30 protein-coding genes and 2 tRNA genes are annotated in these 26,993 nt (G+C 37.5%); 16 read left to right on the top strand and 16 right to left on the bottom strand.

All coding sequences use genetic code 11. The features are described from left to right. Nucleotides 1–255: 255 nt before the first annotated feature. Entirely contained in the window at nt 256–1,065 is an 810-nt protein-coding gene (gene istB / locus JG738_RS09460) for an IS21-like element helper ATPase IstB (protein WP_370583670.1), read from the bottom strand. Then, on the bottom strand, nt 1,037–2,125 hold the full coding sequence (istA, locus tag JG738_RS09455; protein ID WP_201337008.1) for an IS21 family transposase: 1,089 nt from the start codon (nt 2,123–2,125) through the stop codon (nt 1,037–1,039). Before istA ends, istB begins: the two co-directional genes overlap by 29 nt. Nucleotides 2,126–2,399: 274 nt before the next feature. Between istA and JG738_RS09450 the strand changes: the two genes are divergently transcribed. The 3 genes from JG738_RS09450 to JG738_RS09440 all read left to right on the top strand — a co-directional run bounded on the left by JG738_RS09450 (nt 2,400) and on the right by JG738_RS09440 (nt 4,079). Beyond that, the gene (locus tag JG738_RS09450; RefSeq protein ID WP_201337653.1) at nt 2,400–2,606 is read left to right on the top strand and encodes a hypothetical protein; all 207 of its coding nucleotides are present in this window, start codon (nt 2,400–2,402) and stop codon (nt 2,604–2,606) included. A 535-nt stretch (nt 2,607–3,141) separates the two neighbouring features. Further along, nucleotides 3,142–3,408 (top strand): YbeD family protein, encoded by a 267-nt coding sequence (locus JG738_RS09445; protein ID WP_201337652.1) that lies wholly within the window; start codon nt 3,142–3,144, stop codon nt 3,406–3,408. Then, the gene (locus tag JG738_RS09440) at nt 3,408–4,079 is read left to right on the top strand and encodes a hypothetical protein (protein WP_201337651.1); all 672 of its coding nucleotides are present in this window, start codon (nt 3,408–3,410) and stop codon (nt 4,077–4,079) included. The genes JG738_RS09445 and JG738_RS09440 overlap by 1 nt, the downstream gene beginning before the upstream one ends. Here JG738_RS09440 and moaC read toward each other — a convergent pair. Both moaC and JG738_RS09430 read right to left on the bottom strand, forming a co-directional pair. Beyond that, the gene (gene moaC, locus JG738_RS09435) at nt 4,076–4,552 is read right to left on the bottom strand and encodes a cyclic pyranopterin monophosphate synthase MoaC (protein ID WP_201337650.1); all 477 of its coding nucleotides are present in this window, start codon (nt 4,550–4,552) and stop codon (nt 4,076–4,078) included. The genes JG738_RS09440 and moaC overlap by 4 nt on opposite strands. Continuing rightward, nucleotides 4,542–4,826 carry a Dabb family protein gene (locus JG738_RS09430; protein WP_201337649.1) on the bottom strand — a complete coding sequence of 95 codons (285 nt, stop codon included), beginning with the start codon at nt 4,824–4,826 and terminating at the stop codon, nt 4,542–4,544. The genes moaC and JG738_RS09430 overlap by 11 nt, the downstream gene beginning before the upstream one ends. 21 nt (nt 4,827–4,847) lie before the next feature. On the opposite strand from JG738_RS09430, the gene JG738_RS09425 reads away from it, so the two are divergent. Further along, nucleotides 4,848–5,300 carry a hypothetical protein gene (locus tag JG738_RS09425; protein ID WP_201337648.1) on the top strand — a complete coding sequence of 151 codons (453 nt, stop codon included), beginning with the start codon at nt 4,848–4,850 and terminating at the stop codon, nt 5,298–5,300. Here JG738_RS09425 and JG738_RS09420 read toward each other — a convergent pair. The 3 genes from JG738_RS09420 to JG738_RS09410 form a co-directional block, all read right to left on the bottom strand. Further along, nucleotides 5,301–5,376 (bottom strand) — tRNA-Lys (locus tag JG738_RS09420). A gap of 11 nt (nt 5,377–5,387) precedes the next feature. Continuing rightward, the gene (mobA, locus tag JG738_RS09415) at nt 5,388–5,963 is read right to left on the bottom strand and encodes a molybdenum cofactor guanylyltransferase MobA (protein ID WP_201337647.1); all 576 of its coding nucleotides are present in this window, start codon (nt 5,961–5,963) and stop codon (nt 5,388–5,390) included. A gap of 38 nt (nt 5,964–6,001) precedes the next feature. Continuing rightward, nucleotides 6,002–6,079 (bottom strand) — tRNA-Pro (locus tag JG738_RS09410). A 75-nt stretch (nt 6,080–6,154) separates the two neighbouring features. On the opposite strand from JG738_RS09410, the gene JG738_RS09405 reads away from it, so the two are divergent. Beyond that, nucleotides 6,155–6,793 carry a MarC family protein gene (locus JG738_RS09405; RefSeq protein WP_201337646.1) on the top strand — a complete coding sequence of 213 codons (639 nt, stop codon included), beginning with the start codon at nt 6,155–6,157 and terminating at the stop codon, nt 6,791–6,793. 10 nt (nt 6,794–6,803) lie between these two features. Here JG738_RS09405 and JG738_RS09400 read toward each other — a convergent pair whose 3' ends face one another. The 6 genes from JG738_RS09400 to leuC form a co-directional block, all read right to left on the bottom strand. Then, entirely contained in the window at nt 6,804–8,006 is a 1,203-nt protein-coding gene (locus JG738_RS09400) for an ABC transporter permease (protein ID WP_201337645.1), read from the bottom strand. Continuing rightward, nucleotides 8,003–9,196: an ABC transporter permease gene (locus JG738_RS09395; protein WP_201337644.1), complete on the bottom strand. Its 1,194-nt coding sequence runs from the start codon at nt 9,194–9,196 to the stop codon at nt 8,003–8,005. The genes JG738_RS09400 and JG738_RS09395 overlap by 4 nt, the downstream gene beginning before the upstream one ends. Beyond that, nucleotides 9,174–9,836, bottom strand: coding sequence for an ABC transporter ATP-binding protein (locus JG738_RS09390; protein ID WP_201337643.1), 663 nt, complete (start codon nt 9,834–9,836; stop codon nt 9,174–9,176). Before JG738_RS09390 ends, JG738_RS09395 begins: the two co-directional genes overlap by 23 nt. After that, nucleotides 9,826–11,070 carry an efflux RND transporter periplasmic adaptor subunit gene (locus JG738_RS09385; protein ID WP_201337642.1) on the bottom strand — a complete coding sequence of 415 codons (1,245 nt, stop codon included), beginning with the start codon at nt 11,068–11,070 and terminating at the stop codon, nt 9,826–9,828. Before JG738_RS09385 ends, JG738_RS09390 begins: the two co-directional genes overlap by 11 nt. 34 nt (nt 11,071–11,104) lie before the next feature. Next, nucleotides 11,105–11,797, bottom strand: coding sequence for a DNA/RNA nuclease SfsA (gene sfsA, locus JG738_RS09380; protein ID WP_201337641.1), 693 nt, complete (start codon nt 11,795–11,797; stop codon nt 11,105–11,107). A 337-nt stretch (nt 11,798–12,134) separates the two neighbouring features. After that, nucleotides 12,135–13,400, bottom strand: coding sequence for a 3-isopropylmalate dehydratase large subunit (gene leuC, locus JG738_RS09375; RefSeq protein WP_201337640.1), 1,266 nt, complete (start codon nt 13,398–13,400; stop codon nt 12,135–12,137). Nucleotides 13,401–13,453: 53 nt separating this feature from the next. Between leuC and JG738_RS09370 the strand changes: the two genes are divergently transcribed. The 9 genes from JG738_RS09370 to JG738_RS09330 all read left to right on the top strand — a co-directional run bounded on the left by JG738_RS09370 (nt 13,454) and on the right by JG738_RS09330 (nt 22,423). Beyond that, nucleotides 13,454–14,761, top strand: a complete 1,308-nt coding sequence (locus JG738_RS09370) for an NFACT RNA binding domain-containing protein (RefSeq protein WP_201337639.1) — start codon at nt 13,454–13,456, stop codon at nt 14,759–14,761. 13 nt (nt 14,762–14,774) lie between these two features. Then, on the top strand, nt 14,775–15,524 hold the full coding sequence (locus JG738_RS09365; protein ID WP_201337638.1) for a phosphatidate cytidylyltransferase: 750 nt from the start codon (nt 14,775–14,777) through the stop codon (nt 15,522–15,524). A 2-nt stretch (nt 15,525–15,526) separates the two neighbouring features. Next, nucleotides 15,527–16,585, top strand: coding sequence for a 1-deoxy-D-xylulose-5-phosphate reductoisomerase (gene dxr / locus JG738_RS09360; RefSeq protein WP_370583687.1), 1,059 nt, complete (start codon nt 15,527–15,529; stop codon nt 16,583–16,585). 105 nt (nt 16,586–16,690) lie between these two features. Next, a complete protein-coding gene (locus tag JG738_RS09355; protein ID WP_201337636.1) occupies nt 16,691–17,284 on the top strand; it encodes a hypothetical protein in 594 nt (197 codons plus the stop codon). Then, a complete protein-coding gene (locus JG738_RS09350) occupies nt 17,277–17,834 on the top strand; it encodes an alpha/beta hydrolase (protein WP_201337635.1) in 558 nt (185 codons plus the stop codon). Before JG738_RS09355 ends, JG738_RS09350 begins: the two co-directional genes overlap by 8 nt. Then, nucleotides 17,831–18,820: a tRNA (adenosine(37)-N6)-threonylcarbamoyltransferase complex transferase subunit TsaD gene (gene tsaD, locus JG738_RS09345; protein WP_201337634.1), complete on the top strand. Its 990-nt coding sequence runs from the start codon at nt 17,831–17,833 to the stop codon at nt 18,818–18,820. The genes JG738_RS09350 and tsaD overlap by 4 nt, the downstream gene beginning before the upstream one ends. 124 nt (nt 18,821–18,944) lie before the next feature. Further along, nucleotides 18,945–19,460, top strand: a complete 516-nt coding sequence (tpx, locus tag JG738_RS09340; protein ID WP_084274795.1) for a thiol peroxidase — start codon at nt 18,945–18,947, stop codon at nt 19,458–19,460. A 128-nt stretch (nt 19,461–19,588) separates the two neighbouring features. Further along, a complete protein-coding gene (locus tag JG738_RS09335) occupies nt 19,589–20,620 on the top strand; it encodes an alcohol dehydrogenase catalytic domain-containing protein (RefSeq protein ID WP_201337633.1) in 1,032 nt (343 codons plus the stop codon). Beyond that, entirely contained in the window at nt 20,621–22,423 is a 1,803-nt protein-coding gene (locus JG738_RS09330; RefSeq protein ID WP_201337632.1) for an EAL domain-containing protein, read from the top strand. On the opposite strand, the gene JG738_RS09325 is transcribed toward JG738_RS09330, so the two are convergent. Continuing rightward, nucleotides 22,410–23,183 carry a UDP-N-acetylmuramate dehydrogenase gene (locus JG738_RS09325; RefSeq protein ID WP_201337631.1) on the bottom strand — a complete coding sequence of 258 codons (774 nt, stop codon included), beginning with the start codon at nt 23,181–23,183 and terminating at the stop codon, nt 22,410–22,412. The genes JG738_RS09330 and JG738_RS09325 overlap by 14 nt on opposite strands. Next, complete coding sequence (locus JG738_RS09320) at nt 23,183–24,046, bottom strand: menaquinone biosynthesis family protein (protein WP_201337630.1); 864 nt, start codon at nt 24,044–24,046, stop codon at nt 23,183–23,185. Before JG738_RS09320 ends, JG738_RS09325 begins: the two co-directional genes overlap by 1 nt. A gap of 91 nt (nt 24,047–24,137) precedes the next feature. Here JG738_RS09320 and JG738_RS09315 point away from each other — a divergent pair, with 91 nt between their 5' ends. Then, on the top strand, nt 24,138–25,211 hold the full coding sequence (locus JG738_RS09315; protein WP_201337629.1) for an acyltransferase: 1,074 nt from the start codon (nt 24,138–24,140) through the stop codon (nt 25,209–25,211). 41 nt (nt 25,212–25,252) lie between these two features. On the opposite strand, the gene JG738_RS09310 is transcribed toward JG738_RS09315, so the two are convergent. Then, the gene (locus JG738_RS09310) at nt 25,253–25,720 is read right to left on the bottom strand and encodes a DUF2231 domain-containing protein (RefSeq protein ID WP_201337628.1); all 468 of its coding nucleotides are present in this window, start codon (nt 25,718–25,720) and stop codon (nt 25,253–25,255) included. A 233-nt stretch (nt 25,721–25,953) separates the two neighbouring features. Between JG738_RS09310 and recA the strand changes: the two genes are divergently transcribed. Then, the gene (gene recA, locus JG738_RS09305; RefSeq protein ID WP_084274788.1) at nt 25,954–26,988 is read left to right on the top strand and encodes a recombinase RecA; all 1,035 of its coding nucleotides are present in this window, start codon (nt 25,954–25,956) and stop codon (nt 26,986–26,988) included. The last annotated feature ends 5 nt before the right edge of the window (nt 26,989–26,993 follow it).

The following is a 26,993-nucleotide window of genomic DNA, read 5'->3' as shown; positions in this document are numbered from 1 at the left end:
GGGATCGAATCGTAAATAGTCGCCTCTTAAAGGCTTGAGGCGTATTGTAGCTGTTTATGCTTAAAATTAACTTAATGTTTATTGTGGTAATAAACAAAGATTAATTAAAAGAGAGTTTTGAATAAAGCTTATTCAAAGCTGCTAATTGATTGCTGACTTAACTGGCTCTTTTAAATTTCTTAAACTCTTTCAAAGAGTGTCAAGTGCAACCTAAAAATGTACCAAGATGCGAAGTGAAAATGTACCACTTTGAAACTAAAAATTGTTATCGAGTCCAGTAAGGACACCAGCTTTTCTTTTTTGCTTAAGCCTGTAGCTTTCACCTTGGATATTGAGTATATGGCTATGGTGAATAAGCCTATCAAGTATTGCTGTAGTTAACGCTTCATCATTGTTGAGCACCTCCTTGAATTTTGTAAAAGATAGATTGCTTGTAATGATAATTGATCCTATTTCATACCGTTTATTGATAACCTGGAAAAAGAGATTGGCCTGGTTTTCATTGAGCTTGATATAGCCAAATTCATCGATAATCAAGAGTTTTACCGTATTGATAACCTTTTTGAAATAGTGCTGCAACCTGTTGGTCTGCTGCGCAATCTCAAGTTGTAAAAGCAGATCTGCTGCAGTGATGAATTTTGTTTTTATTCTTGCTTGTGTAGCAAGATATCCCAAAGCTATGGCCATGTGGGTTTTCCCAACACCGCTTGGTCCAATAAGCAGGATATTTTCGGCATTCTCTATAAATCTTAAAGTAGAAAGTTCATTAATAATATTTCTATCTACCGCAGAAGATGAGAAATCAAACATCTCTATGGTCTTTACTTTTGGAAAGCCTGCCATTTTTAGTGTTGTTGCTTTTGAACGCTCTATCTTCTTTTGATGTTCATATCTAAAAAGCTCAAGCAAAAAGTGGCTGTATGAAAGATTCTTTTTAGCTGCTTCTTGCGCTATGGATGAAAAGCTCTCTTTAATGGCAGGAAGTTTAAAAAGCGCAGCATACTCTTGTATCTGTTCATTTATACTGTGTATCTCTTTATGCATGGCAAACTCCCAAAAGCGCATCATACTCCTCTAAAGAACTCTTAGCTGTATTATGTATGTTTATGCTGTTTTTATACTTTTTATTTGACAAGGAAAGCTTTTTATCTATGCAATTGTCATATTCTTTTTTGTTATGCAAGCTTTTTGGCTTGGCTGAAATTATTAGCGGCAGCAGAACTTTTTGCTCTTTTATAAAGAGCTCTTTTGGTTTTTGCTTCGTTGTTGCGTGCACTCTATTATGAACAATTTCAAGCCACTGAAATATCTGGCTGTTAAGAAGCTTTGTATCTATAACAAGCGAAGAGTTTTTGAGTCTTGCTTTCAAAGGAATATAGAAGTTTCCTTTCATATAGCCTATAACTCTCTCTACCTTCCCTTTTGTTTTTGCCCTGTAGGGTTTACAAAGTTTTGGAATAAATCCATACTCTTTGGAAAAATCCAAAAACCTCTCATTAAATCTGTGTTTTGCATTCCCGTAAGCGTTATGCTCTATCACCACGCTTTTGAGGTTGTCGTAAAGAATGGTTCTAGGCACTCCCCCAAAGAAGGCGAAAGCCTTTTTATGACAATCTATAAAACTATCAAAGCGCATATTGTCTGTAAAGCAGATAAATGCGTATCTGCTATAGCCTAAAATCATCGCAAAGGCATAAATGGGATTCTTCCCTCTTCGTATCACCGTCCAGTCAGCTTGCGCCTGCTCGCCCGGATCTGTCTCAAATCGCACTACCTCTTCCTCTTTTACGCTCATATGCTCTTTATAAAGCCCGCTCATAAACGCCTGCAATATTCTTATCTTCCCCTCATACCCTTTTGCTGTAATCTCCCGGTATATTACCGTTGAAGGAATTTTATCCGGCAACCCTTGAGTTATTCTCTTTTTTATATACTCTTTGTATGGATCGAGCTTCGATTTGTAAACTCTCGGTTTTCTTGGCAGAAGCTTATCCTCTTTGAGTCTTTTGGATACGGTTCTTCTATCAAGTCCCGTCATCCTTGCAATAGCTCTTATGCTGTATCCTTGTCTGTAAAGTGTATGTACCATCACAAACTCCTCGTATGTAATCACTATTGCCTCCAAATATTTTTGGAAGCGATTATATTCTCTTATATTTCCTCATCTCATGGATGGTACATTTTCATCTTGCGTCTGTGGTGTATTTTAACATTGCAGGTGACAAAAGAGTCTTCAAATTTAATTGCGAATATTAGTACACTCTATTATCTAATATGATAAAAATCATCAAAAAATAAAAAAATACAAAAAAATAAAATTTACTATTTTAAAATAAAGATATTGATAATAATTATTAGTATAATATCCGTTCCAAAAAAATACTTTAAAGGAAGCATCAATGAAAAAAACATTAACAATAATGGCATTATTGACTATTGCTGTTTTTGGAAATACTGGAAGTCAAAATGACAAAATAGATGAGGAAATGCAAATTACGGCTGTTGAAATCGAACAGGTTAATCCTTACTGGTTTGAAGAAGAAGATAGTGCAAAATACCAAATAAAAAAAGAGGTTTTATTAAAAACAGTTCCTTATTCTTCATAATTTTTTAGCCACTGAAAAGTGGCTTTTTTTTATACTTCCTAATATAAAACCCTCTAATGATTTATCTTTTGAGGGTTGAGTCAAAACTGTAGTAGTTAACAACAATTAGTATAAATTGAAAAATCCTCATATTTGTGAGGAAAATAAGTACCTCCATTAAAAAAATCATCACGAATAAACATTGATTTTTGAAAAAATATCCCTCCATGTTGCCTTGTTTTCAAAAATTTAAAGAAAATACCACAATAAACTGGACTATCAGGGAAAATACAAGAACAAAAATAAAAGTTATTATTTGAATAATATTCAGGCAATATGGATATCTGTCCAATATGTAGTAGTTAGCTACCAAAACAGTTTTAGAGTAAGCAGAAGCATTGGCTAATGAGTTGGTTGAAACAGTTTAGATAAAAATATAGCTTTTATTCTACTTTGAAAAGATTTTTTCTACCCCAGCATAAACTTAAATTTAACTTAAGTAGCAGATATTTTTGATGGCTTTTGTTATGATAATAAAAAATAAAAAGGAGTATGCATGAAAGAGCTTAAAGATTTTGATCAAAAAGTACAGATCGAATATCCAACGATTTGGCGATACAAAGTAATAGGTGAAAATGCCAGAAAAACAAGAGAAGCGATTGAGAGTGTGACAAATCGCCCTACAACTATCACATTTTCAAGGCAGAGTAATCGTGGTAAATACCAAAGTTTCAATGCTGATATTATGGTTCACTCTGAAGAGGAACGTGAAAAAATTTATCAAGACCTTAAAAAACATGAAGATATTAAGATGGTGCTATGATGAAAAGAGTTATTGTACTACTTTTGCTTTTTTTAGTTGGCGGTGTTGCTGCGCCAAATGGTACTGAGATAATTATAGAGTTTACAAGGAGCGCTAAACTCATGCCAGATACTTATAGTTTTGGTTTGCATATATTTATGAAAGATCCAAAAGAGAAGGCAATCTTAAATACTCTAGGTGCGGTGGATAAAACGATTCGCAATCTTAAAATCCCTTATGAGGGTGGGCGATATGAGTTGCATCAAAACTGCTTTTGGCAAAAAGAGAAAAGGATTTGCGAAGGGTATAAAGGATCTGTCTCTTATCAATTTTTTCTCAAAAATCCTCAAAAGCAAAATGAGATCTTTGAAGCGATAGAAAATCTGAAAAAAAGAATGCAAAAGAGTTTTCATTACAGCGTAGTTTATCCGCATTGGCAAATTTCACAAAGCAAGCAAAATCAAGTGATACAAAAACTCCAGCTAGGAGTTATCGATAAAGCAAAAGCGTTTGGCAAACAAGCGGGAAAAAGGCTTGCAAAGCAGTGTGATATTAAAAGCATCGATTATATTACAAGACTCTACCCAGTGATAAAAAGCATGGCTGCTAAGGCTTCCGTGCAAGCGCCCCAACCAGCAAAAAGAGAGCAAAGTATGAGTGTGCGAGCAAAAGTGCGATTTATTTGCGATTAGCGTACAAAATCGCCACTTTTGCCCCCACTTTTTCGCTCAAGCTGAATGTTTTTAATCACCATCCCTTTATCGATGGCTTTGAGCATATCGTAGATCGTTAAAAGACCGATACTTACTCCAGTCAATGCTTCCATCTCCACGCCGGTTCTGCCTTTAAGTTTGCATGTGACGATAAGTTTAAATCCAGGAAGATCTGGAAGTTCCTCTACATCACAATTAATAGATGTAAGAAGCAGTGGATGGCACATAGGGATAAGATCTGGAGTCTTTTTGGCACCCATTATTGCAGCGATTACTGCTGTATGAAGGACTGCTCCCTTTTTGGTCGTTTCATTTTTTACCGCTTCAAATGCTTCAGGAGTCACTTCGATGATACCACTTGCAACGGCGATGCGCTCAGTCTCATCTTTGACGCCCACATCTACCATTTTAGGGCGTTTTTTCTCGTCTAAATGTGTTAAATCAGATTTCATAATCCACTACCTTCGTCTCAGTTCCTATCTCTTTGAGCCATGCGACTATTGTCTTTTGGTGATAGGGATGGATGCGATAGGTTTCAAGATCTTCTTTGGTTGTAAACGTAGTAACAAGAGCAAGATCGTAGCTTCTTGGGCTTCTGCTAAAGTCAATTCCCACTTCTATATCTTGTAGCACTTCGATGTAATTCTTCATACTGAGTAGTTTTTCTTTTGCTTTTTGTGCTAAACTAAAATCAGGAAACTTCATAAAGACAATATGTCGAACCATGTTAATCCTTTAGGAGAGATTATGAAAAAACTTTTGCTTATTCTACCACTTTTGCTCTTTGGCGCTGATAAGTCTTGTACCAAATGCAATCTCAACAAATCACAGATGAAATGTGAGTATTACCTTATTCACAAAGGCGATACAAGTAAATCCCAAGAGTGTGCTTTTTATGCAGACTATCTGCATAAGACAAAAGTCTATGGTAAAGCAAGTTGGTACTATCTTTTAGCACTGCAACCAAAAAAAGCGATTGCAGCAGCCAAAGAGGCGGTAAAGATGGGAGAGAATTATGCTTATGAGTATATGGGTGATGCCTATTTAATTTTGGGTGATGAAGATGCTGCAAAGAGAAGTTATCAGAAACTGAAACAAAATGGAGGAAATACCAAGTTTTTTACAAGTCAAAATTTTAAGATTTTAAGCAGACTCTATAAAGGCTTTGATGCTAAAAAAGCGGAAAAGTTAGCGCAATAGTGGTGACCCGTGTTGGATTCGAACCAACGGCCCACTCCTTAAAAGGGAGTTGCTCTACCAGCTGAGCTAACGGGTCGAGAGCCGAAATTATAGCAAAACTTTTTTGAGTTGCAAAGCCTTTTGAAAATCTTGTGGGTAGTTGAGGTTTAAAAATTTTTCATCTTCTTTAAATTCTACAAATTGTATATCTGCCTCTTTTAAAATGGCATTGAGTTTATAGTTTTGCTTCTTTATAGCCTCTTCGATTTTTGGTGCAATCGACTTTCGATAGATTCCAATAAGTGGATGGGGAGAGTCTGTTTGTGCAATAATGGCATCTTTATGAGGGTGCTTTTTTGCCTCAGTTATAAGTTTTTCTATGACAGTTTGATTGATAAATGGCGTATCTACACTCAGTGCAAAAAATTCATAGACTTTTTCAAAAATATCCAAAAATGCAGGAGTAGGGGCATACACTTTGCTGCTGTCGAGAATAAGAGGGGCTTTAAAGTCGAATTTATCACTTTTTGATGAGATATAGACTTTCTCAAACATAAGGGATAGCCTCTCATATTGATACTGGATAAGTGGTCTATCACCAAATAGAAGAAGAGATTTGTCTTTGCCCATTCGTGAACTTTTACCACCAGCAAAGATGACACAAGGAATCGAGAATTTTTTCATGCAAAAATTATAGCGAAAGCAAGTGAAGTTAAAGAGACTGGTCGGAGTGGCGGGATTTGAACCCGCGACCTCTACCACCCCAAGGTAGCACGCTAACCAGGCTGCGCCACACCCCGAAATTGTATGCGAATTATAAAGCGATTCTTTTTTTTAGTCAAGATTTTGTGTACAATGGTAAAAAAGGAGGAAGGGTGCAATTAGATTTTTTGACTATCTTTATCCATGCAACTATAGCTTTGATTACTATTTTAAATCCAGTGGCTGCTGCAAGTATCATGGTAACACTCGTCTCTCCACTTACCCCAACAACAGTAAAACCTATTGCTGTAAAAACGACATTAACTGTCTTAATAGCTTCAATGATTACACTTTTTAGTGGTGAAGCGATATTTAATTTTTTTGGCATAAATGTGAATTCCATCAAAGTTATTGGCGGTATTATTTTGATGCTTATTGCTATAAATATGGCTTATGGAGAGATGGCAAAAAATCGCCATTCACCAGAAGAGAAAGAAGAAGCGCAAGATAAAGAGGATATCTCCGTAGTACCTCTTGGTATCCCCATACTTTTTGGCCCTGGTGTTATTGCTACAATTATTGTATTGCAACACTCTATAGCAGTCAGTTATCCCATATATATAGCATATATTCTTTTGGTAGTAGCCTTACTTATTTCATCATTAATGGTTTATATTACATTGCGCTATGCTATTGCAATTACAAAGTGGCTCGGTGTGACAGGTATAAAGATTTTGACAAGAATAATGGGGCTTATAGTCGGTGCTATTGCAGTGCAGTTTATTATTGATGGTATAAAAGCATTATGGTAATTTTAAAGCTTTAACTCTCTTCATAGAGTTTGAGTATTGTAAGAGGCTCAAAAGAGATTGCTTTCAAAGCAGGATAGATACTGGCAATTATGCCAATAATTATAGAGAGAGTTATTGCAATTATGAGTGTTTGGAGTGGAATATACAAAGGCCAGTGTGCAAAATATTCGATGAAACCTAGTAAAATGAGAGCAGCAAATGCGCCAAAAATTGCCCCTGCACTGCTTAGCAGCAAAGATTCAGTGAAAAACTGCAAAAAGAGATCCCTTTTTCTTGCTCCTGCAACCCTTTTTATCGCAATTTCGATAACTCTTTCATATACAGAGAGCGCCATAATAGCTATTATCCCAAGTACGCCAACACTATAAGCAATTGCTGCGACAAGAATGCTCAAAATTGAAAAGAGCTTCTCCATCTTGGCTGATGTTCCACTTGCTGCTTCATACTCCATAACGGTAAAATCCTCTTTGCCATGGCGTTTTTTGAGAAGATCTTTAATCTGTTGAATGAGGGTTTTGTTAAGACTGCTTTTTTGTGAGAGGACAAAGATCCCATCAAGCCAGTTACTCTTTGTCAAGAGTCTTTGCATAAGTTGGATGGGGATATAGATCGTGCTATCATAATCTTCCATGCCAACATTTCCTCTTGGGGCAAGGACTCCTATGATGCGAAAAGGGATGTTTGCAATGCGCAAGTCCTTTCCCAAAGGACAGGGGGTATTGAAAAAATCCTCTTTTGTTTGGGAGCCAATAATTGCTGTTTTTTGCATCATTGCACTATCCAAAAAGGTGCCCCCACATGTAAAAGAGAAGTCTATCAATCTAAAGAAAGCCGAATCAACCCCCATAATAGTTAGCGGTTCGCTTCTTTTTGGTGTGATAACGCTTAGTATCGCATTTTTGAGCACTGCTGTACCTTCAATACCGGCAATCTTTTGCTCTATTGCTTTGGCATCAGCGACTGTGAGAGTCTGAACGTTTCCCATTGTAACGCTTTTATGGCCAAATACAATGAGATCTCCTGGTGCTATAACAATGATCCTGCTTCCAAAAGCTCCAAGATCTTGCAAAGTTTTTTGGCGCATTGCTCCACTAATACCACTCATAAGCACCAAAGAGAGTACGCCAAGAGCGATCCCTGCGATAGCTATAAAAGCTCTTTTTTTGTTTTGTGCAAGATATTGCCAAAACTCCTGCCAGTAGAGCCACTTCATAACTTTTGCCTTAGTGCTTTAAGTGGATCCATAGAAGCTGCCTCTTTAGCAGGGGTAAGAGCAGCCAAAAAGGAGACGCCCAAAGAAAAAATAAGTGCTATCACAAAAGCTTTTATTGGATAGCTTTGGGGAATTTGTAAAAGCGGAAGGATAAAATGAACACTTAAAAAACCAACCAATGTACCAACAATTGCTCCTATCAAAGCAACAGTTGATGCTTCAAGAATTATGCGCCGTAAAATCATCTTTTTTGTAGCGCCAAGTGCGCGCCTGAGCCCTATTTCCCAAGCACGAGTACGATTGTTGATGAGAAATATATTAGAAAGTACAAAACCACTAACAAAGAGAGCTGTAAAAGAGGCAATGCCTAAAAAGAGTGTGAAGGAGGTGCTAAGCATTGAGAAAAAATGCATAATTTTTTGTGGAGTTATTAAAAAATAGTCATCACTTTTGAGAGTTTGATTGAGAACTGTTTTGATATCTTTAATGACTCTTTTGTAATCTGTGTTGGGTGCCACTTTTGCCACCATTGCAAAAATTCTGTGGTATTCATGCTGGATAAATTTGCGATATGTAGAGACTGGTATCATGATTCTCTCATCCATACTGTTGCCTCGGGGGCTTTTTCCTCTGCGTTTATAGACTCCGATGACACGGAAAGGTATTTTGCCAATGAGGAGTGTTTTGCCGACGGGATTTTGCCCGTGAAAAAACTCATCTACAATATCAAGACCTACCACAACCACTTTTGCAAAATGTTCATTATCACTTGGCAAAAAAAATCTTCCCCATAGAGGCTCATAGCCAAAGTGGGGTAGTGTGCCAACTGTAAATCCCTCAACTAAGAGACTTTTCCCATAGCCTCCTCGTTTTACATCGAGGCGTTTTACATAGAAGTAGTCTAAAGAGCTAATGCCCTCTATTTTTTTGATGAGGTTGTAGTGCTTCATTGTGAGCTTCATTGGAACATGGCGGAAAGAGACGCGACTACCAAAACTTGAGCGTATCAAGATTGTATCACTTCCTAGCATATTGATAATTCTTTTTGCTTTGAGCTGGCTTCCTTCGATGGTAGCTACAATAAATACAAGTGAGGCTATACCTAAAATGATGCCAAATAGGGCAAAGAGTGTACGACCTTTGTAAAAAAAGAGGAATGAAAAAAGATCACGAAGATACAATGCGCCCATCTTGTATCCGTACCACTTTTTTGGCATATTGTGCCATCGCTGGATCGTGCGTGACCAAGACGATTGTTTTGCCCTCACTGTTGAGCTGCTGTAAAATCTCCATCACATTTTTTGCATTTTGGCTATCAAGCTGGCCAGTAGGCTCATCGGCTAAAATTACTTTGGGATCGTTAATGAGAGCTCTCGCAATTGCTACACGCTGCTTTTGGCCACCGGAGAGTTGGTCTGGGTAGTATTCCATTCTCAGGGTAAGTTGCAGTTTTTCAAGTAAAGTTTTAGCTTTAGATTGTGTAGGGGGATGGATGCTATAGAGTGTGGGGATTAAGACATTGTCTAAAACATTGAGATAGGGAATGAGATAGAAAGCTTGAAAGATAAAGCCAAACATTGTGTTACGTAAATGGGAGAGCTCATCATCACTGAGCTTGGCTACATTTTTGCCATCTATCAAATATGTACCACCGCTTGCTTTATCCAAGCATCCAAGGATATAGAGCAGTGTAGATTTTCCGCTTCCGCTGCTTCCCATAATGGCAAGAAAATCTCCTTCATCTACGCAAAGATTAATATCGTGCAGAACCGTTGTTGTAAGATCTCCTATTTGAAAGGTTTTTGTGATATTTTTACACTCAATGAGCATGCTTTTGCTCCACTAAGACAATATCTCCCTCTTGGAGGCCACTGAGAATCTGTGTGTAGTGTTCATCAGATATGCCTGTTTGCACCTCCTTTTCTATTATTTTGTTGCCTTTTTTATGATAGACAAAAAAGTGCCCATTTTTAAACTTTACAGCTGCATTAGGGAGTCTTAGGACGTTTTTATGAACTTGAATGATAATTTTATTGTGGGTGGTCATTTCAGGACGAAGTAGTTGAGAGTTTTCAAAATCTTTCATGACAGCAATATAGTATACCACGCTATTTTGGATCTCTGGTTGTGGATAGATTTGAACAATTCTTCCATGAAACTTGTTTTGCGGAAGAGCGTCAACGTTGAAAATCACTTGCATCCCTCTTTTTATTTTTGCGATTGCAGTTTCGTCAATGTAGATGCGGTTTTCTATTTTTTTTGGATCCAAAATTTTGGCAAATTGTGGTGCATTGAGGCCAGCTACTACTGTTTCACCTTTTTGCGTTGAGATATAAGTGATAATACCATCAAATGGTGCTTTGATAGTTGCATATTCGAGGCGGATCTTTGCTTGATTGAGTTTTGCTCGGGCAATCGCTTTGTCATATTTGAAACTTTTTTGCAATTTTTCTAAAGAGAGTTGTGCTTCTTGCAGATTCTCTTTGGCTTGTTTGAGAGAAAGCTTTGCCTTTTGCACTGCTTTTTGTTTGATAGTGGCTTCTGTACAGATGGTGCGATACTCTTTTTGGCTGGTTGCATGTTTTTGCAAAAGCTTCTTTTTATTTTTACAAAGCCATTGTGCTGTGGCAGCATCAGCTTGTGCAGCCTCAAGGTTGAGTGCGGCTTTTTGTTCTTCAATTGCGGCTTTTTTGACACTTTTTTTAAGCTTTTCTATCTCTAAAGGATAGGTTTTTTGAATTTTTGTAAACTCTTTTTGCGCAATTTTATGAGATTGCTGAAGTTCCGCATCATCTATTTTGGCAATGATGGTTCCTTTTTTGACAAAATCTCCTATTTTGATTGGCTCATCAATCACCATTCCACTAACTCTTGCTCCAATTTTTACCTCTGCACCTATAGATGGTTTGATGACTCCCGTTGCCTCGACACTCTCAATAATATCTCCTCGTGTGACTTGTACCGTAGTAAAATGGCTAAACTCTTTTTTGGGTTTTTTCCAAAAATAGAGTACTCCTCCCATTATAATAAAGAGCGCTAAAAGAGATGTAATAAACTTTTTCATATCTAGATCCATATATAAAAATTTAGCACTTACATTATAACTCATCTGGGCAAAGAGGAAGTTCTCCATCATAGCAAATGTGTAAGTTTGTATCTATACGAATGAAAAAGCCTTTGAAACCAACTCCTTGCGCGAGGGCTTGTGTAAAAATGGCTTTGAATGTGGGATCTCTTGTAGGATGGGGTTTGAAGCAGTTGCATTGTCTCACAGCCATGATGAGGATATAGGCATCAAATCCTTGCTCTTTTGCTTGGATGAGATCTTGAATATGCTTAACGCCTCTTGATGTGGGAGCATTGGGGAAAAGGCAGATATTTTCTTGCACGAGACTACACCCTTTGAGCTCAATGTAAGCGTTGTCTGCTTTGAAATCGAGCCTACTCTTTTGGAATGTAACTTCTGCTTGAAGCGTTTTTGGAATAAATCCCAACACCCCTTGTTCAATTGCTTTTTGGGCAATAGGGCGGTGGAGTTTTGTGTTGATAAGTACCCATCCCTCCTCCATTTTGGCAGCTATCAAGGTGTAGTCTGTTTTGAGACCTGGGCGATTTTTGAGAAGAAGGAGTTCTCTATTTGGCGTGAGGATCTCTTCTAGTCTTCCTGTATCTGCTATATGAACTTTTTTGATTTGGTTATGAACTAAAGCGGTAGCTAAGAAGCGGTTCTCTCGCTTTATAAGCGAGCCAGTAGTCAGTTTACCTAAAGTTTTTAGATCGAAGAGAATCAATGCTTGGTTTTTGGTAGAAACTGGTAAAAGAAGTAGACTATAAATGCTGCAATAGCTATAGCGCCTCCCATCCCTATAATAAAATTTATATCAAACATCTTCCATATCCTTCTCAATCTCTTGCATTTTAATCCATATAATTTTACCAAAGCTAAGCAGCAAGAAATCAATTATCAAACCAATACCCACTAAAATTATTAATGAAGGTAAAACTTTATGAGTTAGAATTTGATACACGATGGTTGAAAGCCCTGGTAAAAGGGCTAATATGAGATAAGTTAAAGCTTTATAAAGCTCTTTGTATCGATTGTGCTCTTCCTTTAAAAGTCAATTTTCATCAAATCTCTCTTGGATCTGCAATCTTGCCAGCCACGGCACTTGCAGCTGCAACGGCAGAGTTTGCTAGATAAATTTCACTCGTTCTTGCTCCCATTCGACCAATGAAGTTTCTATTTGTAGTGCTTACACACCTTTCATTATCAGCTAAAATTCCCATGTAGCCTCCAAGGCATGCTCCACATGTTGGATTGCTGACTACCGCTCCGGCATCGATGAGAATATCGATATAGCCTCGTTTTTCTGCTTCTTTTAAAATCTTTTGCGTTGCAGGGGTGACGATCATTCGTGTATGACGTGCTACTTTGCGTCCCTTTAAAATTTCAGCTGCTATTGCAATATCACTTAACCTACCATTGGTACAGCTTCCGATGAATACTTGATCCACTTTGAGATCCATCTTTGCCGCTTCACTGATTGGGCGGCCATTGCTTGGAAGGTGTGGAAAGGCGATCACTGGCTCAAGATTGTTCACATCGATTTCAATTACCTGCTCATACTCTGCATCTTCATCGCTATAGTGGATCTTTGGCTCGCGTGCGAGATCTTTGTCAGCCAAGAAGGCTTTAGTCACCTCATCCACAGCAATAATTCCATTTTTTGCTCCCGCTTCAATCGCCATGTTGCAAAGACTGAATCGTCCATCCATATCGAGGTTTTCTATCGTATCACCTGTAAATTCAAGTGCTTTATAAAGCGCTCCATCTACGCCGATTCTACGAATAAGCTCTAAAATGAGGTCTTTTCCATACACATACTCGCCAAGTTTTCCGGTATAAACTACTTTAATTGAAGGTGGTACCTTAAACCAGTTTTTGCCTGTAATCATTCCATAGGCAAGATCTGTGCTTCCCATCCCTGTAGCAAATGCTCCAAGTGCACCATGGGTACAGGTGTGTGAATCTGCTCCAATGATCACGTCTCCCGGAACCACAAGCCCCTTTTCAGGAAGCAGGGCATGCTCAATTCCCATATCCTTTTCGTCAAAGAAGTATTTTAGATTGTGCTCATAGGCAAATTCTCGGCTGATTTTTGCCTGGTTTGCACTGGCGATATCTTTCGCAGGGATAAAGTGATCAAGCACAATTGCAAAATTATCTGGTTTTGCTAATTTTTTAGCACCACTTTCACGAAAGGCTTTGATAGAGATAGGCGTAGTAATATCGTTACCGATAATCATATCAAGTTCACACTCGACAATTTCCCCAGCTTTTACTTCACGCCCCACATGTTCACTAAAGATTTTTTCTGTTATAGTTTGACCCATTATGCGCCTTTAAAAGAGTTTTTGCTATTTTATCAAAAAAGAATGAGGAACTCATGAAATACAAAGAGTTACGAGCTATTGTCGAGTATTTGCAGCAATTTCGCCATTTAAACGATATTGCAAGAGTAGATGACAATATTTTGCGAGCCGTTTTTGACAAAAAAGAGATCTTTTTTGATCTTAATCGCAGCAAAAATCTCATCTATATGCGGGATGATTTTATCAAAACAAAATTTTACAACGCTCCTTTTGATAAGGTATTAGCTAAAAAGTGCAAAAAGAGCTTCATTGAAAAAATTGAGCTAGACAGTAATGATAAAATCATACGCATTTACTGTAAAAAAAGAGGTTCTTACAAGGAAGAATCAGCCATTTTGCAGCTTGAATTTACCGGACGCCACGCAAATGCGATTATTTTGGATGAGAAGGGAAATGTTTTAGAAGCCCTCCATCATGATTTTCATAGAGACATTCGTCCAGGAAAGCCTCTCTATCCTCTCACACCTCCCAAAAAACTTGATAAGAGTGAGCTAGAGATTGCTGATATTGAAGAGTATCTGCACAGTATTTACAAGCAAGAGCTCGAAAAGAGGCTCAATGTCTTAAAAAGCGCAAAACTTTTGCAAATCAATAAGCAAAAAGCAAAATTACAAAAGCTTCTTGCCTCTTTAGAAAAGGAAGAAGATCTCATAAATCAAGCAGACAAAGAAGAGAAAAAGGGGCAGCTTGTTTTGGCAAACTTGCATCAGATAAAGCCCTATCAAGAGGAGTTTGAGGGAGAGGATTTTAAAGGAAATCCTATAAAGTTTACTCTTCCCGCTGAGGCAAAAACGCCAGCAATGATGAGTGATATTTTTTTTAAGCGTGCTAAAAAACTGCGCCAAAAAGCTGCCAATATCCATATACAGCGTGAGAACTTACAAGAAAAGATAGCATTTTTGGATAAAAAGGCAAATCTTGTACGCAATGCCAAAAGAGTAGAAGATATTGAGCTGCTCTTTAGCAAAAGTGCAAAAAAAGAATCAAAAAAAGATAAAAATTATGAGCGCTACAACATTGCTGGTTATGATGTGTATATCGGTAAAAACAAAAGAGGAAATGTGGAGCTATTAAAAAAAGCAAAAGCGAGCGATATATGGCTCCATCTCAAAGATCTTCCTTCAGCCCATGTAATTATTGCCACAAGCAAGCAAAATGTTCCGCAAGATGTGCTCGAGCAGGCAGCGAAGCTGTGTGCTAGCTTTAGTGTAGAGCATCCAGGAACGTATAAAGTCGACTATACCCAGCGTCGCAACGTCAAACCAAAAGAGGGGGCGCATGTAGAGTATGTAAAGTATAAGACTTTAAGTGTTAGAATATGATAAAGGAGTTTTGATGAGTGAGCTTGCAAAACGCCTCATAACCGGGGCACTGCTTATTGGTATTGTAGCGTTCGTAGCGTGGATTGATAGTTTTGGACTAACTTGGCTCTTCTTTGGTGTTATCTATCTCTTTGCTTTTTATGAAGCATTGAAGCTCTTTGGTATGAGCGAGAGAAATAGCCTCTACTTTTGGGCACTGTTAGTGTGGATTATAGCAGCCATCTACCCAAATCCTGATGATCTCTTTTTCCTCATTGCCCTCATTTTTGCCGCTTATGAAGCTTATACGCAGGAGCGTGATTGGCAAAAGTTTTTGCCATTTCTCTATCCCACTGCCCCATTTCTCTTTTTGCTCGCACTCTATCACGATTTTGGGATGGATGCTCTCATATGGCTAGTGATTGTAGTAGCCCTTACTGATATTGGTGCTTATTTTACCGGACGTGCAATTGGCAAGCACCCTTTTTGCAAGACTTCACCCAAAAAGACGTGGGAAGGAGTTATTGGTGGTGTGGTGCTAGCAACAATTGCTGGAAGTTACTATGCGCTCATTTTAGTGGATCTTCCCTATGGAATTGTCATTTCACTACTTACAGCAGTTGCAGCAGTCTTTGGGGATCTCTTTGAGAGCTATCTCAAACGCTTAGCAGGAGTAAAAGATAGCGGCAATATCTTACCAGGGCATGGAGGAATGCTTGATAGAGTGGATGGATATCTCTTTGCAGCTGTTGCGATGGTAATACTTTTAAGAGGGCTTTTATGAAAATAGCTCTTTTAGGCTCTACCGGATCAATTGGCACCAGTACCCTCGAAATTTGTAGGCGCTATGGGATTGAAGTTGAGGTGTTGGTTGCGGGGAACAATATCGATCTGCTTGCAAAGCAAGTTGAAGAGTTTTGTCCGCGTATTGTGGTAAGTGCAAAGAGAGCTAATTTTGATGTGCCTGTGGTGCTTCATGGGCAGGAGGGGATCTTACAAGCGCTGAGGATGTGTGAGAGTGAGCTTGTTGTTAATGCGCTTGTTGGATTTTTGGGATTACGCCCAACACTCAAAGCGATTGAGCTTGGCAAAACAGTTGCACTCGCGAATAAAGAGAGTCTTGTAGTTGCAGGAAAGTTTATTGATGTATCAAAGCTGCGCCCCATCGATAGTGAGCACTTTGGTCTTTGGTATCTTTTGCAAAATGGTCGCCAACCAAAGAGACTCATTCTCACTGCAAGCGGAGGAGCCTTGAGGGATTGGAAAATCGAAAAAATTGCTTATGCCTCTTTGCAAGAAGTTCTCAACCATCCCAACTGGTCTATGGGGACGAAGATCACTATAGATAGTGCTACGATGGTGAATAAACTCTTTGAAGTTTTGGAAGCTTACTGGCTTTTTGAGACAAAACATATAGATGCAGTAATTGAGCCAAGCTCTTTGGTGCATGGGATTGTAGAGTTTATGGATGGAAGTACGACCATGCATGCAAGTAAAACAGATATGAAACTACCTATCGCTTATGCTCTTGGGATTATGGATGAGCCGATTTTGAGCAATGTAGATCCTTTAGCAATGAATATAGCTTTTAGGGCTATTGATGTTGCGCGCTATCCTGTATGGCAGATAAAAGATGCTCTTTTGCAACATCCAGATTGTGGAGTGGTGGTGAATGCAGCAAATGAAGCAGCAATTGAGAGATTTTTAAAAGGAAATTTTACTTTTGGTGATATTGCAAAAGCTATTTTACAAGCTTTTGAGAGGTTTGAGGGAAGAGTGGTAAGCGATATTGAAGAGATTTTTGCTATTGATGAAGAGGTACGAAGCTATGTTCAAACTCTTTAATCTGCTTGTTATTATCATACTTTTTAGTGGTTGTATGGAAAATACGCAAAAGCTCGATAAAAAAAGGATGAGCTATTAGAGAGAAAAGCAAGAATTGAAGCAAGATTGCAAAAGGCTAGAGAAGAGGCAGATAAGCAAAAAGAGCTTGCTCTAACGAAGATGCAACAGCAAATCGAGAAATTAGCCTTAGAGCGCAGCAAAAATGAGGCGCAAAAAGAGATTGCTCTTGCACAGATAAAAGCCAAGCAGGCACTGGAGCTGCAAAAAATTGAGCAAGCTTATAAGCTCAAAGAGCTAGAACTTAAAAAGCAAAAAGAGCTTTTAGAGCTTGAAAATCAAAAGATAGTTGCGCAAAAAGAGATTGAGCTCAAAAAGCAGTTTCTCTATCTCTCTTTGGCTGCACTAGTATTCATTATCGTAGTTGTATTGATAATTCTCTATTTTTACAAAAAGCGGAAAGACAAACTCATTGCTTATCATGACAATTTAGAAAAATATTTTCGCCTCAAAGAGAACGAAGCAAAGGTTGCTATAGCAAACAAGATAATAGACACTATTGCTGAAGGTAAACTTACTCCTGAGCAGGAGCAAAGACTCCTTGGAGTGCTAAAAGGTGAGACAAAAGAGCTGCCAAAAGAGATAGAGCATAAAGATGAGGAGCCAATAGAGGCTGAAGTGGAGGAGAAAAGGGATGGATAGGTTTTTGCTTTTGCATGGTTGGGGAGGAAGTGACTATCCCCATTGGCAAAGTTGGTTAGCAGGAGAGCTAGCTAAAGAGTATGGAACGGTGAGTTTTCCTCTCATTCATCATCCGCATCATCCAAACAAAAAAAAATGGATGAATCAGTTCAAAAAGCATCTTAAAACATTTCGGCCAACTACTGTCATTTGTCACTCTCTTGCATGTACTGTTTGGATGGCTCTGTGTGAAGAGGGGGAGATTGATGAAGTAGAGAGACTTTTGTTTGTAGCACCTCCAAGTCAAAATACTCCTCTTGAGCTACTTAAGCAGTTTTTCCCTCATACTTTTCCTCAAACACTCTTTGCCAAAGAGGTACAGATAGTTGTTTCAACGAATGATCCATACTTGAAGCTTGAAGAGGCCCATGATTTACAGCGCCATTTTGATTGTGAGATGCTGATACTAGAAAATGCAGGGCACATCAATGATAAGAGTGGCTATGGCCAGTGGCCTTGGGTGCTTGCATGGGCAAAGAGAGATCCAAGTTTACTATCGGAGCCGTTATGATTTTAAGCATTGAGAGTAGTTGTGATGATAGCTCTATTGCAGTGACACGCATTAGTGATTATAAACTTCTTTTTCACAAAAAGATCTCCCAAGAGCTAGCACACAGTGAGTATGGTGGAGTTGTACCGGAGCTTGCGAGCAGGCTTCATGCTGAGGCTTTACCAAAGATTTTAGAAGAGGCAAAGGAGTTTTTGCCTCATATCAAAGCAGTAGCAGTGACAAATGAGCCAGGGCTCTCTGTGACGCTCATGGAGGGCGTTATGATGGCAAAGGCTTTGCATCTAGCTCTAGGTGTTCCCCTCATTGGTGTTAATCATCTTGTAGGACATATCTACTCCCTCTTTATTGAGCAAGAAGCGAGGCTACCTAAAATGGTGCTATTAGTAAGTGGTGGGCATACAATGATTTTGGATGTAAAGGGCTACAACGATCTCAAAGTCTTAGCTACCACGCTTGATGATAGTTTTGGCGAGAGCTTTGATAAGGTTGCAAAGATGATGGGGCTAGGCTATCCTGGAGGTCCTATTATTGAAAAACTGGCACGTCAGGGAAATCCTCATCGTTTTTCTTTTCCAATTCCACTCAAAAACAGCTCAAAACTTGCCTTTAGCTATTCAGGGCTTAAAAATGCGGTGCGTTTAGTTTTGGAGGAGTTGGAGAACCTCAGTCAGCAAGATATGGCAGATATTGCAGCCTCTTTTCAAAAAGCTGCTATTACGCATCTTTTGCAAAAAACCAAAAAAGCGTGTGAAATCTATACACCTAGTGACTTTGCAATAGTTGGTGGGGCGAGTGCGAATCTGGCTTTGCGAGAAGTATTTGAGAAAGAGTGCGCAAAGCGGGGTATCCCTATAGAGTTTGCAAAGCTAGAGTTTTGCAGCGATAATGCAGCAATGATAGGGCGAGCAGCAATAGAAGCATATAAGAGGGGTGATTTTATTGCGATGGAGAATCTCAAAGTTTTGCCTCGCAGCTGTTTTGTGTAGAAATGTAACATTTTTACTGCCACTTTTACTCTCATTAAAAAATAAGAGAAAAATTGTCTTATTTAAGTTATAATTTCTTTATGAGCATCTGCTCCAAAATAAAAAATGAAAAAAGGAGGTTGCAATGGCAACTGTTACACTAAAAGGAAATCCAGTAAATTTGGAAGGTAATGAAGTAAACGTGGGAGATAAAGCTCCTGAGGCAACTGTAGTAACTACTGATTTGGCAGAGAAAAAAGTAGGTGGTGCGCAAGATAAAGTACAAATGATCGTTGTTGTTCCTTCACTTGATACACCAGTGTGTGCAACTGAAACAAGAAAGTTCAACGAAGAAGCTTCAAACATTGAAGGTGTAGATGTTACTGTTGTATCTATGGATCTTCCATTTGCAAGTAAGAGATTTTGCTCTACTGAAGGTGTAGAAAACCTTACAGTTGCAAGTGACTATAGAAACAGAGATTTTGGTGAAAAATATGGTGTTGTAATCGCTGAAGGTCCTCTTAAAGGCATCCTTGCAAGAGCGATTTTTATCATCGATAAAAACGGAAACGTTGTTTATAAGCAACTCGTTCCTGAAATCACAGAAGAGCCAAACTATCAAGAGGCTCTTGAAGCTGCGAAAAAAGCAGCAGCTGCGTAAAACTCTCCTCGGGGCTTTTGCCCCTACACTCTTTTTTTTGCTTCCCTACAAATTTTTCAATAGTTTTTAAGTTAATATTTGTAAAATTTATATATTACTTGAAAATTTTAATAATATAAAGAATAATAATGCTTGCATTAAGATTTTACGATAGGCGAGATATTAGACTTGAAGATATTCCAAAACCAGTTCCACAACAGGGTGAAGTTCTTATTAAAGTAACTGATGCAGGAATAAGTCAAACACAGATCAATGAGTTTGTAGAAGGTCCCTTTATTATCAATAAGACTCCTCATCCCCTTACACATAAAGCTACGCCACTTATTCCTTGTCAAGAGTATGGTGGGATTATTGAAGAGGTTGGAGAAGGTGTAGATCAAAGCCTCATAGGTAAGCAAGTAGCCGTTGCACCACTGCTAACATGTGGCGAATGTGAATATTGTAAAATGGGGAAAGAGAACCTTTGTGAAAAAGTGGGATACCTTGGCCTATTAGGGGCAGATGGAGGGTTTTGCGAATATAGTGTTGTCTCTGTAGAAAATATCATTCCGATATCCCAAAAGGAGCTTCTTACATTTATTGAGCCAATTTTGGTAGGGCTCCATGCTGCAAAAAAAATTGAGAGTTTTTTAAATTTACACAATAAAAAGGTCCTCATTTTAGGGGCCGGAGCAGTTGGCATAAGTGTTGCAGCTGTTTTTCGAGACTATTTTGGTGCTAATGTTTTCATAAATGATATATTAGAAGCAAGGTTAAAAAGGGCACAAAAAGGCGGTTTTCTGACGGTAACAAAAGAAGAACTGGCAAAAGAGTATGATTTAGTTATAGATGCAGCAGGAATGGATACACTTGTTGACAAACCGGCAATCGTGGAGGGAGCTTCTTATCTTAAAAAGAGTGCACCACTTCTTAATATTGGAACATATTTTCATCCAGTCTCTTATATTCCTTCTACACTACTAGTGGGGGAGCATCCTTTACTTGCTTCTCTTATGTACACTAAGAGAGATTTAATGTTACTGCCAGAAGTTTTAAAGAAGTTATCTGTAGATTTCTCCTCTTTCATCACATCAATTGACTTAGAATATATTATTGAGGATGGCTATTATAAGGCGGAAGTCGAAAAAGAGAGTTTTACAAGAATTGTGGTAAGGCCATAGATGATAGCTTTACTCTCACAAATGCTTAGTGAAACGTTAGAAGATGAGGTAGAGATAGTTTCCAAAAAAGAGTTTGCCTATCCAAAAGAGAGAAAGTTTTTTGCAATAGATAGTGAATATGTATTTATCTATAATAAATACCTCATGCCAAAAAAACTGCATATTATCAAAACACTTCTTGCTCAATTTATTCGTTTGTATCAACAAAACGAGGATGAATTAAAAAAATTAAAAATTATCCATAAAGAGGTAGATAATATTCTTCATTCTAATGAACTTTTTTTTGAAAAAAAGGGTGATATTGCCTCTTTTTTCTCATTTTTGCATAAAGAGGATATTCAATTTGTTTTAATTGAAAACGGTAAGGTGCTATTTAATAATGGGATTGATACATTTACTATTGAAACGACTCTTAAAAAGCTAAAAAAAGCAGCTATTGTCTCTTTGCCTATAGGAGAAGGAGCACTTTTTGCTACGAATAAAGGATTTTATACTATTATATTATTGAAAAAGAGAGGAAGTATTGATCCATTTATTAAAAAGCTTATGAATTCACGTCTTTTGTGGATAAATGCTCTTTATGAAGCAAGAGTATCTTATGAGGTTGATAGACTTACAGGCCTTTATACACGGAGTAAGTTTCTTACAGAACTTCCGATGCACAAAAAGAGATCATTTATTTTCATCAACATTAAAAATTTCAAAGTTATTAATCAGCTATATAATGATGCTATTGGTGATAGAGTTTTACAAGAGCTTGCACAGAGATTCCGTCAAGGTTTTGGGCATGAGCATATATATAGGATCTATGGAGATAGATTTGCAATAATTTGTGAAGAAAAAGAACTGCAAAATTTTATAGATATATTGTGGAGTATAGAAGCTCAAGTATTTTTAATATATAACGATGAAACAAAAGAGTATATTGAACCACAGCTTAAATTTGGGGTATTTGTTTCTCGAGAATATCACGATGAGATGTTGGAATTAGCCAATATTGCTTTTAAGCAGTGTCAAAAAGCTCTTTGTTACTATAAAGACGATATAAAACCAATGCTACAAGAAGAGGTAGAGTATACATATCTTTTAACACGAGCATTGGATGAGGATGGTATTAAACCATATTTTCAAAAAGTTATTGATAAAAAAAGTGATACAGTTTACTATTATGAAGTTCTTATGCGCATTATCATAGATGAAAAAGTGTACCCGCCTGTAAAATTTTTGGATATTGCAAAGAAAAAGGGACTTTATAAAAAACTTAGTACTGTAATGATAGAAAAAGCGATTGCAGCTGCTAAAAAACTGCAACAGAGAGTCTCCATAAACATAGATATTTTTGATATTTTGGAAAAAGATTTTATAACAAGTATTCAAAAACTTTTGCAAAAATATCAAATAGCCTCGCATATGCTACAATTTGAAATTTTAGAAACAGAAGATATATATCAATATAGCAGTGAAGTTAAAGCTTTTATTAGTACTATGCGGTCCCTTGGTATAGGTGTGGCTTTAGATGATTTTGGAAAAGGCTATTCCAATTTCGCGATTATTAAAGATTTTGATCTTGATTTACTCAAAATAGATATGAGTATTGTTCGCCATATTGGGAAGAGTGAAGAGTCTTTTTTGATTCTCAAATCAATTGCAGAGTTTGCCTCTTTGTTACATATTGACACTACTGCAGAGGGTGTAGGGAGCGAAGAGGTCTATCAAAAGCTATTACAGACTCCTATTAACTATCTGCAAGGTTTCTTTATTGATAAGCCAAAACCTCTTGAAGAGATCCTTATACAACAATAATCTCCTCTTCTAAAGGGATTCCATATTTGGCTAAAACTTGTGCTTTTGCTTCATTGATAAGTGTCATTGCTTCTTCAAAAGTGCCTCCACCAAGATTAACCAAAAAGTTTGCATGGATATGGCTAAAAGCCATATTGCCAACTCTTTTGCCTTTGAGACCCACAGCCTCTATGAGTCTTCCTGCATATTCACCTGGCGGATTTTTAAATACACTCCCAGCACTTGGTTCTTTTGGCTGATTAGAGCGCAGTTGCAGGAGTTTTTGGCGTAGCTCTTCGCTGAATCCAGGCACAATTTTAAAGCCAGCTTCATAGATAATATTTTTGATAGCGCTTTTGCGATACTCTAAGCCAACTTTGTGAGCTGGAATTTTGCCTTGATGAGTGCGAATCCAAAGGAGGCGATCTTTGATCTCATACTCTTTGACACCTGCATTCATTTTCACTGCCCCACCGATGGTTCCAGGGAGTTTGTTCAAAAACTCAAATCCTGCAATATCATGTTTTTTACAAAATGCGACTACCTTGCCTGTTGCAGTTTTTGCACCGATGATAAGTTCATCCCCTTCTATGCGGATAAAATCAAAGTTTTTGCCCAAAATTGCTAGGGGAGGTGGTGAAGGACTTACTAGCAAATTGTTGGCTCCACCGATGAGAAAAAATGCTTCATTTGTAGCTTCAATTTTCTCTATTACTTCTACTTCGATTTTTGGACCTATTTTGATAGAGCTGTAGCGGCTAAAATCTATTACTCTCTTCACTACATCTCCCGTAAACTCTTATATTCATGGGGAATGAGAAAGTCTTTTGCTCTTATCGGACAGTCATAAAAACCATATTCAAAGCCAATTGCAAAGAGTCTGTCGAGAGCTTCGTATTGTAATTCATTCATAGTAATGGAGTGTTCATTTGCATAGAGATCAAGATATCTTTGCAACTGCTCATCATCTATGCGTACAAGATTGCGCTCTAAAAGCATTTTAGAAAGGAGTGCTTTATGCTTATGCGCCACTGCAACTGCTTTTGTGAGCATCTCTTCTGCTTCGATCGCTTTATTAAGTGGAATTGATCTACGCAGTGCCATTCCGCCAAGAGGCAAAGGAAGATTTTTCCCAGCAAGATCCACCCAGATATCCCACAATTCTCGTTCTACTTCTAAACTTTCATCGAAATCAAGAATCGATTCGTGGATAAGTACTCCTGCATCTACTGTCCCTTCAAGTACTGCCTTTTCGATCTCTAAAAAATTCATATAGACAGGTCTTGCTTGCGGATAGGTGATGCGAAAGAGGAGGGCGTTTGTTGTGTAGCGCCCACTCAGGGCAACTTTAAAGTTTGGTTTGAGCTTTTTCCCTCTTTTTTTAATGAGTTTTGGACCATACCCTTCACCAAAACTTACTGCAGTGCGCAAAAGTGCATACTCATTGCGGATTTTTGGATAGAGTGCAAAGCTAATAGCTGTAATATCATAAAAATTTTCCAAGGCTTTTTCATTGAGAGTTTCGATATCGAGAGCAATATTAGTAAAGTGAAGATCTTTTGCATTCACCCAGCCAAATTTGATAGCGTAAAACATAAAAATATCATCTGCATCGGGAGAGTGGGCGACTGAATAGGTTGACATTATAAGCCTTTATACGCGATATTATGAAAGAAATTATATCTTATAGTTGTTATAATTGCAGATCCTAAATTGAAAGAAAGTACAAGAATATATGGAGAGATTTTATTTCATTGATTTTTTTAGAGGATGTGCTGTTATATTTGTTTCATGGCTGCATATAGCAGAAAATTATAAAAGAATTGCATCTGATGGGTTAGAGTTTTATCAGTTATTTAAAGTATTTGATTTTGGTAGATTTGGTGTTATTCTCTTTTTTATCATAAGTGGTTTTTTGCTTGTTGGTACTTTAAGAGACGAAAGGCATATTGCTGTAAAAAAGTACATAATTAAACGATTTTTCAGGCTCTATCCCGCTTTTTTTCTCTCTGTCTTGATAGCATATCCAGTTATGAAAATCTGGGGTTGTCACTTTTCAGTAAAAGATTTACTTATCAATTTAACTATGGTGCCACAGTTTTTTAATGCTCCTTTGATTCAATGGCTCTATTGGACTTTGGAGGTGCAGTGGATATTTTATCTTTTATTAGCAGTTTTGTATTTTCTAGGATATTTAAATAATAAAAAAGTTTTACTTTCCATTTTTTTACTATGTGTAGCTATTTTTACTCTTTCACGACTATTACATTTTCGTAGCTCTCATGTTGGATTAGAGGAGTTGCCACATTTTCTTGCAATAATGTTTTGGGCGATTATAGTGCGACGTTTTCATGATAATAGCAATGAGTATCAGCGAGTTTTTTATATTGCAACAATCATTTTGTTCACTATCCAAATTGCTGCAGTGACAAAATATTATATGACGCATAAAATGCAATTTATTCCACTCATGCTTTCGTTTATTGGTGCAGAAGTTTTCTTTTTAATTATTTTCTTTTTTTATCATCAAAATATTCAAGTGAAATTTCCAGTAATAATTCATCATTTCATTCGATTTATAAGAAAGGTAGGAAAGATTAGCTACAGTATGTATCTTTTCCATGCAATTGTTTTACATGGTATGTATTTACTTATTATTCACCATTTTCAAGATTTCAAGAATCTCCATTTAGGCCTGTATGTTGTAGTGAATCTGTCTCTTACAATAGTTGTAGGTTGGATAATGTATCATTTGGTTGAAAAACCGTTTAATACTTTAGGGCATAAATTAGCAAGTAGGGTGAAATAGAGTACAAATTGGCGAAAAACTATTTTTTTGGATGGAATATATTACTTTAGTTTTTCGCATCTCTCTTGTATGATGTGATTGTCAATACCCCCTGAGTATTTATAAACAATTGAGCCACCCATATTGCCTTCATATAAGACTGTTAAAATAGTAAAGATGATGAAAAGGAGTGATAGCTTTTCTAATGTAAACGATTTTTTCATCGTTGCAATCCATTTTATTAATGTAGTGATAAATAAAATGAATAGTGTTAAAAATCCGAAAATTTTATGTTTGGCAATCACAGCTTTACCATATTCTAAAATATAGTTATTATTTAATATAGTATTAGCATCATGTAATCCCCCATAAACAGCAAAGAATGAGATAAGAAGTGAGAGTGCCAAGATTCTTGTAGATGCTTTTGCGTATGTTATATCTTTTGTGCCAAGATATGTAAGTTGTGAAAAGAGTGCAGCTAATGGAAGAGCTACGACAAAATGGACGAATGGAGGATGTATTACATTCATTATGACTCCTTTATGGAAATGGCACCTTTATCCTGCATATTTCTAATAATAACATAATTTTTTTTAATATCAAAAAATTGCAAAAATGGGATGGAAAATCAAAAGTGCTGGAAATTTGAAAAAGGATAAGATTTTATAGCAGAGTTCAAGGTATAAACTGTATTCATTTAATGTTTTATGGATATTTCACTTAAAAAAAGCTAAAATATTAAAAAATTTATGAGAGGGTATTTATGGATCCAAATAAAGAAAAAGCACTTGAACTTGCCATAAAGCAGATTGACAAAGCTTTTGGGAAAGGGGCTTTGGTCAAACTTGGCGAAAAAGAGATTGAACCAATTGCTTCTATCTCAACAGGTTCTCTTGGTTTGGATATGGCTCTTGGCATCGGTGGTGTGCCAAAAGGGCGAATTATTGAGATATATGGACCAGAGAGTTCAGGAAAAACCACACTAGCTCTCCAAATAATTGCTGAAGCGCAAAAGCAAGGAGGTATTGCTGCATTTATTGATGCTGAGCATGCACTCGATGTATTTTATGCAAAAAATTTGGGTGTAGATGTAGAAAATCTCCTCGTCTCCCAGCCAGATTTTGGTGAGCAGGCTCTTGATATTGTAGAGACCATCGCAAGGAGTGGGGCAGTTGATGTTATAGTAATAGACTCAGTCGCTGCTCTTACTCCAAAAGCAGAGATCGAAGGTGAAATGGGTGATGCGCACGTTGGATTGCAAGCAAGACTTATGAGTCAAGCTCTGCGCAAACTCACAGGTGTGTTGCATAAGATGAATACTACAGTTATTTTTATCAACCAGATCCGTATGAAGATTGGGGCTATGGGATATGGCACACCAGAGACAACAACAGGAGGAAATGCGCTTAAATTCTATGCATCTGTACGTATAGATGTACGGCGCATTGCTACACTCAAGCAAGGTGATAGCAATATTGGAAACCGGGTACGTGCAAAAGTAGTGAAAAATAAAGTGGCTCCTCCATTTCGTCAAGCAGAATTTGATATTATGTTTGGTGAAGGAATTAGTAAAGAGGGTGAGCTTATCGATTATGGTGTGAAGCTAGATGTTATCGATAAGAGTGGTAGTTGGTTTAGTTATAAAGATATTAAGTTGGGGCAGGGGAGAGAGAATGCAAAAGCGTATCTCAAAGAGCATCCTGACGTTGCTGCCCAAATTGAAGATGAGATCCGTCAAGCTCTTGGTATGAATGATAGTGTAATGATAGTTCCAGAAAATGAAATGGTAGAAGATTAAGAAGG

The organism is Nitratiruptor sp. YY08-26 (assembly GCF_016593215.1).
GTDB lineage: Bacteria > Campylobacterota > Campylobacteria > Campylobacterales > Nitratiruptoraceae > Nitratiruptor > Nitratiruptor tergarcus.
Note: the sequence above shows the minus strand (reverse complement) of the source record. Positions and strands in the feature narration are given on the sequence as shown.

What these genes read in the sequence shown, in the direction of transcription:
- JG738_RS09365 (WP_201337638.1), top strand. Translation starts at nt 14,775, where the DNA reads ATGAGTGAGCTTGCAAAACGCCTCATAACCGGGGCACTGCTTATTGGT.
- moaC (WP_201337650.1), bottom strand. Translation starts at nt 4,552, where the DNA reads ATGAAATCTGATTTAACACATTTAGACGAGAAAAAACGCCCTAAAATG.
- JG738_RS09335 (WP_201337633.1), top strand. Translation starts at nt 19,589, where the DNA reads ATGCTTGCATTAAGATTTTACGATAGGCGAGATATTAGACTTGAAGAT.
- tsaD (WP_201337634.1), top strand. Translation starts at nt 17,831, where the DNA reads ATGATTTTAAGCATTGAGAGTAGTTGTGATGATAGCTCTATTGCAGTG.
- JG738_RS09425 (WP_201337648.1), top strand. Translation starts at nt 4,848, where the DNA reads ATGAAAAAACTTTTGCTTATTCTACCACTTTTGCTCTTTGGCGCTGAT.
- JG738_RS09370 (WP_201337639.1), top strand. Translation starts at nt 13,454, where the DNA reads ATGAAATACAAAGAGTTACGAGCTATTGTCGAGTATTTGCAGCAATTT.
- mobA (WP_201337647.1), bottom strand. Translation starts at nt 5,963, where the DNA reads ATGAAAAAATTCTCGATTCCTTGTGTCATCTTTGCTGGTGGTAAAAGT.
- JG738_RS09330 (WP_201337632.1), top strand. Translation starts at nt 20,621, where the DNA reads ATGATAGCTTTACTCTCACAAATGCTTAGTGAAACGTTAGAAGATGAG.
- recA (WP_084274788.1), top strand. Translation starts at nt 25,954, where the DNA reads ATGGATCCAAATAAAGAAAAAGCACTTGAACTTGCCATAAAGCAGATT.
- JG738_RS09320 (WP_201337630.1), bottom strand. Translation starts at nt 24,046, where the DNA reads ATGTCAACCTATTCAGTCGCCCACTCTCCCGATGCAGATGATATTTTT.
- JG738_RS09310 (WP_201337628.1), bottom strand. Translation starts at nt 25,720, where the DNA reads ATGAATGTAATACATCCTCCATTCGTCCATTTTGTCGTAGCTCTTCCA.
- JG738_RS09315 (WP_201337629.1), top strand. Translation starts at nt 24,138, where the DNA reads ATGGAGAGATTTTATTTCATTGATTTTTTTAGAGGATGTGCTGTTATA.
- tpx (WP_084274795.1), top strand. Translation starts at nt 18,945, where the DNA reads ATGGCAACTGTTACACTAAAAGGAAATCCAGTAAATTTGGAAGGTAAT.
- istB (WP_370583670.1), bottom strand. Translation starts at nt 1,065, where the DNA reads ATGCGCTTTTGGGAGTTTGCCATGCATAAAGAGATACACAGTATAAAT.
- leuC (WP_201337640.1), bottom strand. Translation starts at nt 13,400, where the DNA reads ATGGGTCAAACTATAACAGAAAAAATCTTTAGTGAACATGTGGGGCGT.
- JG738_RS09400 (WP_201337645.1), bottom strand. Translation starts at nt 8,006, where the DNA reads ATGAAGTGGCTCTACTGGCAGGAGTTTTGGCAATATCTTGCACAAAAC.
- JG738_RS09385 (WP_201337642.1), bottom strand. Translation starts at nt 11,070, where the DNA reads ATGAAAAAGTTTATTACATCTCTTTTAGCGCTCTTTATTATAATGGGA.
- JG738_RS09445 (WP_201337652.1), top strand. Translation starts at nt 3,142, where the DNA reads ATGAAAGAGCTTAAAGATTTTGATCAAAAAGTACAGATCGAATATCCA.
- JG738_RS09440 (WP_201337651.1), top strand. Translation starts at nt 3,408, where the DNA reads ATGAAAAGAGTTATTGTACTACTTTTGCTTTTTTTAGTTGGCGGTGTT.
- JG738_RS09390 (WP_201337643.1), bottom strand. Translation starts at nt 9,836, where the DNA reads ATGCTCATTGAGTGTAAAAATATCACAAAAACCTTTCAAATAGGAGAT.
- JG738_RS09450 (WP_201337653.1), top strand. Translation starts at nt 2,400, where the DNA reads ATGAAAAAAACATTAACAATAATGGCATTATTGACTATTGCTGTTTTT.
- JG738_RS09430 (WP_201337649.1), bottom strand. Translation starts at nt 4,826, where the DNA reads ATGGTTCGACATATTGTCTTTATGAAGTTTCCTGATTTTAGTTTAGCA.
- JG738_RS09350 (WP_201337635.1), top strand. Translation starts at nt 17,277, where the DNA reads ATGGATAGGTTTTTGCTTTTGCATGGTTGGGGAGGAAGTGACTATCCC.
- JG738_RS09395 (WP_201337644.1), bottom strand. Translation starts at nt 9,196, where the DNA reads ATGGGCGCATTGTATCTTCGTGATCTTTTTTCATTCCTCTTTTTTTAC.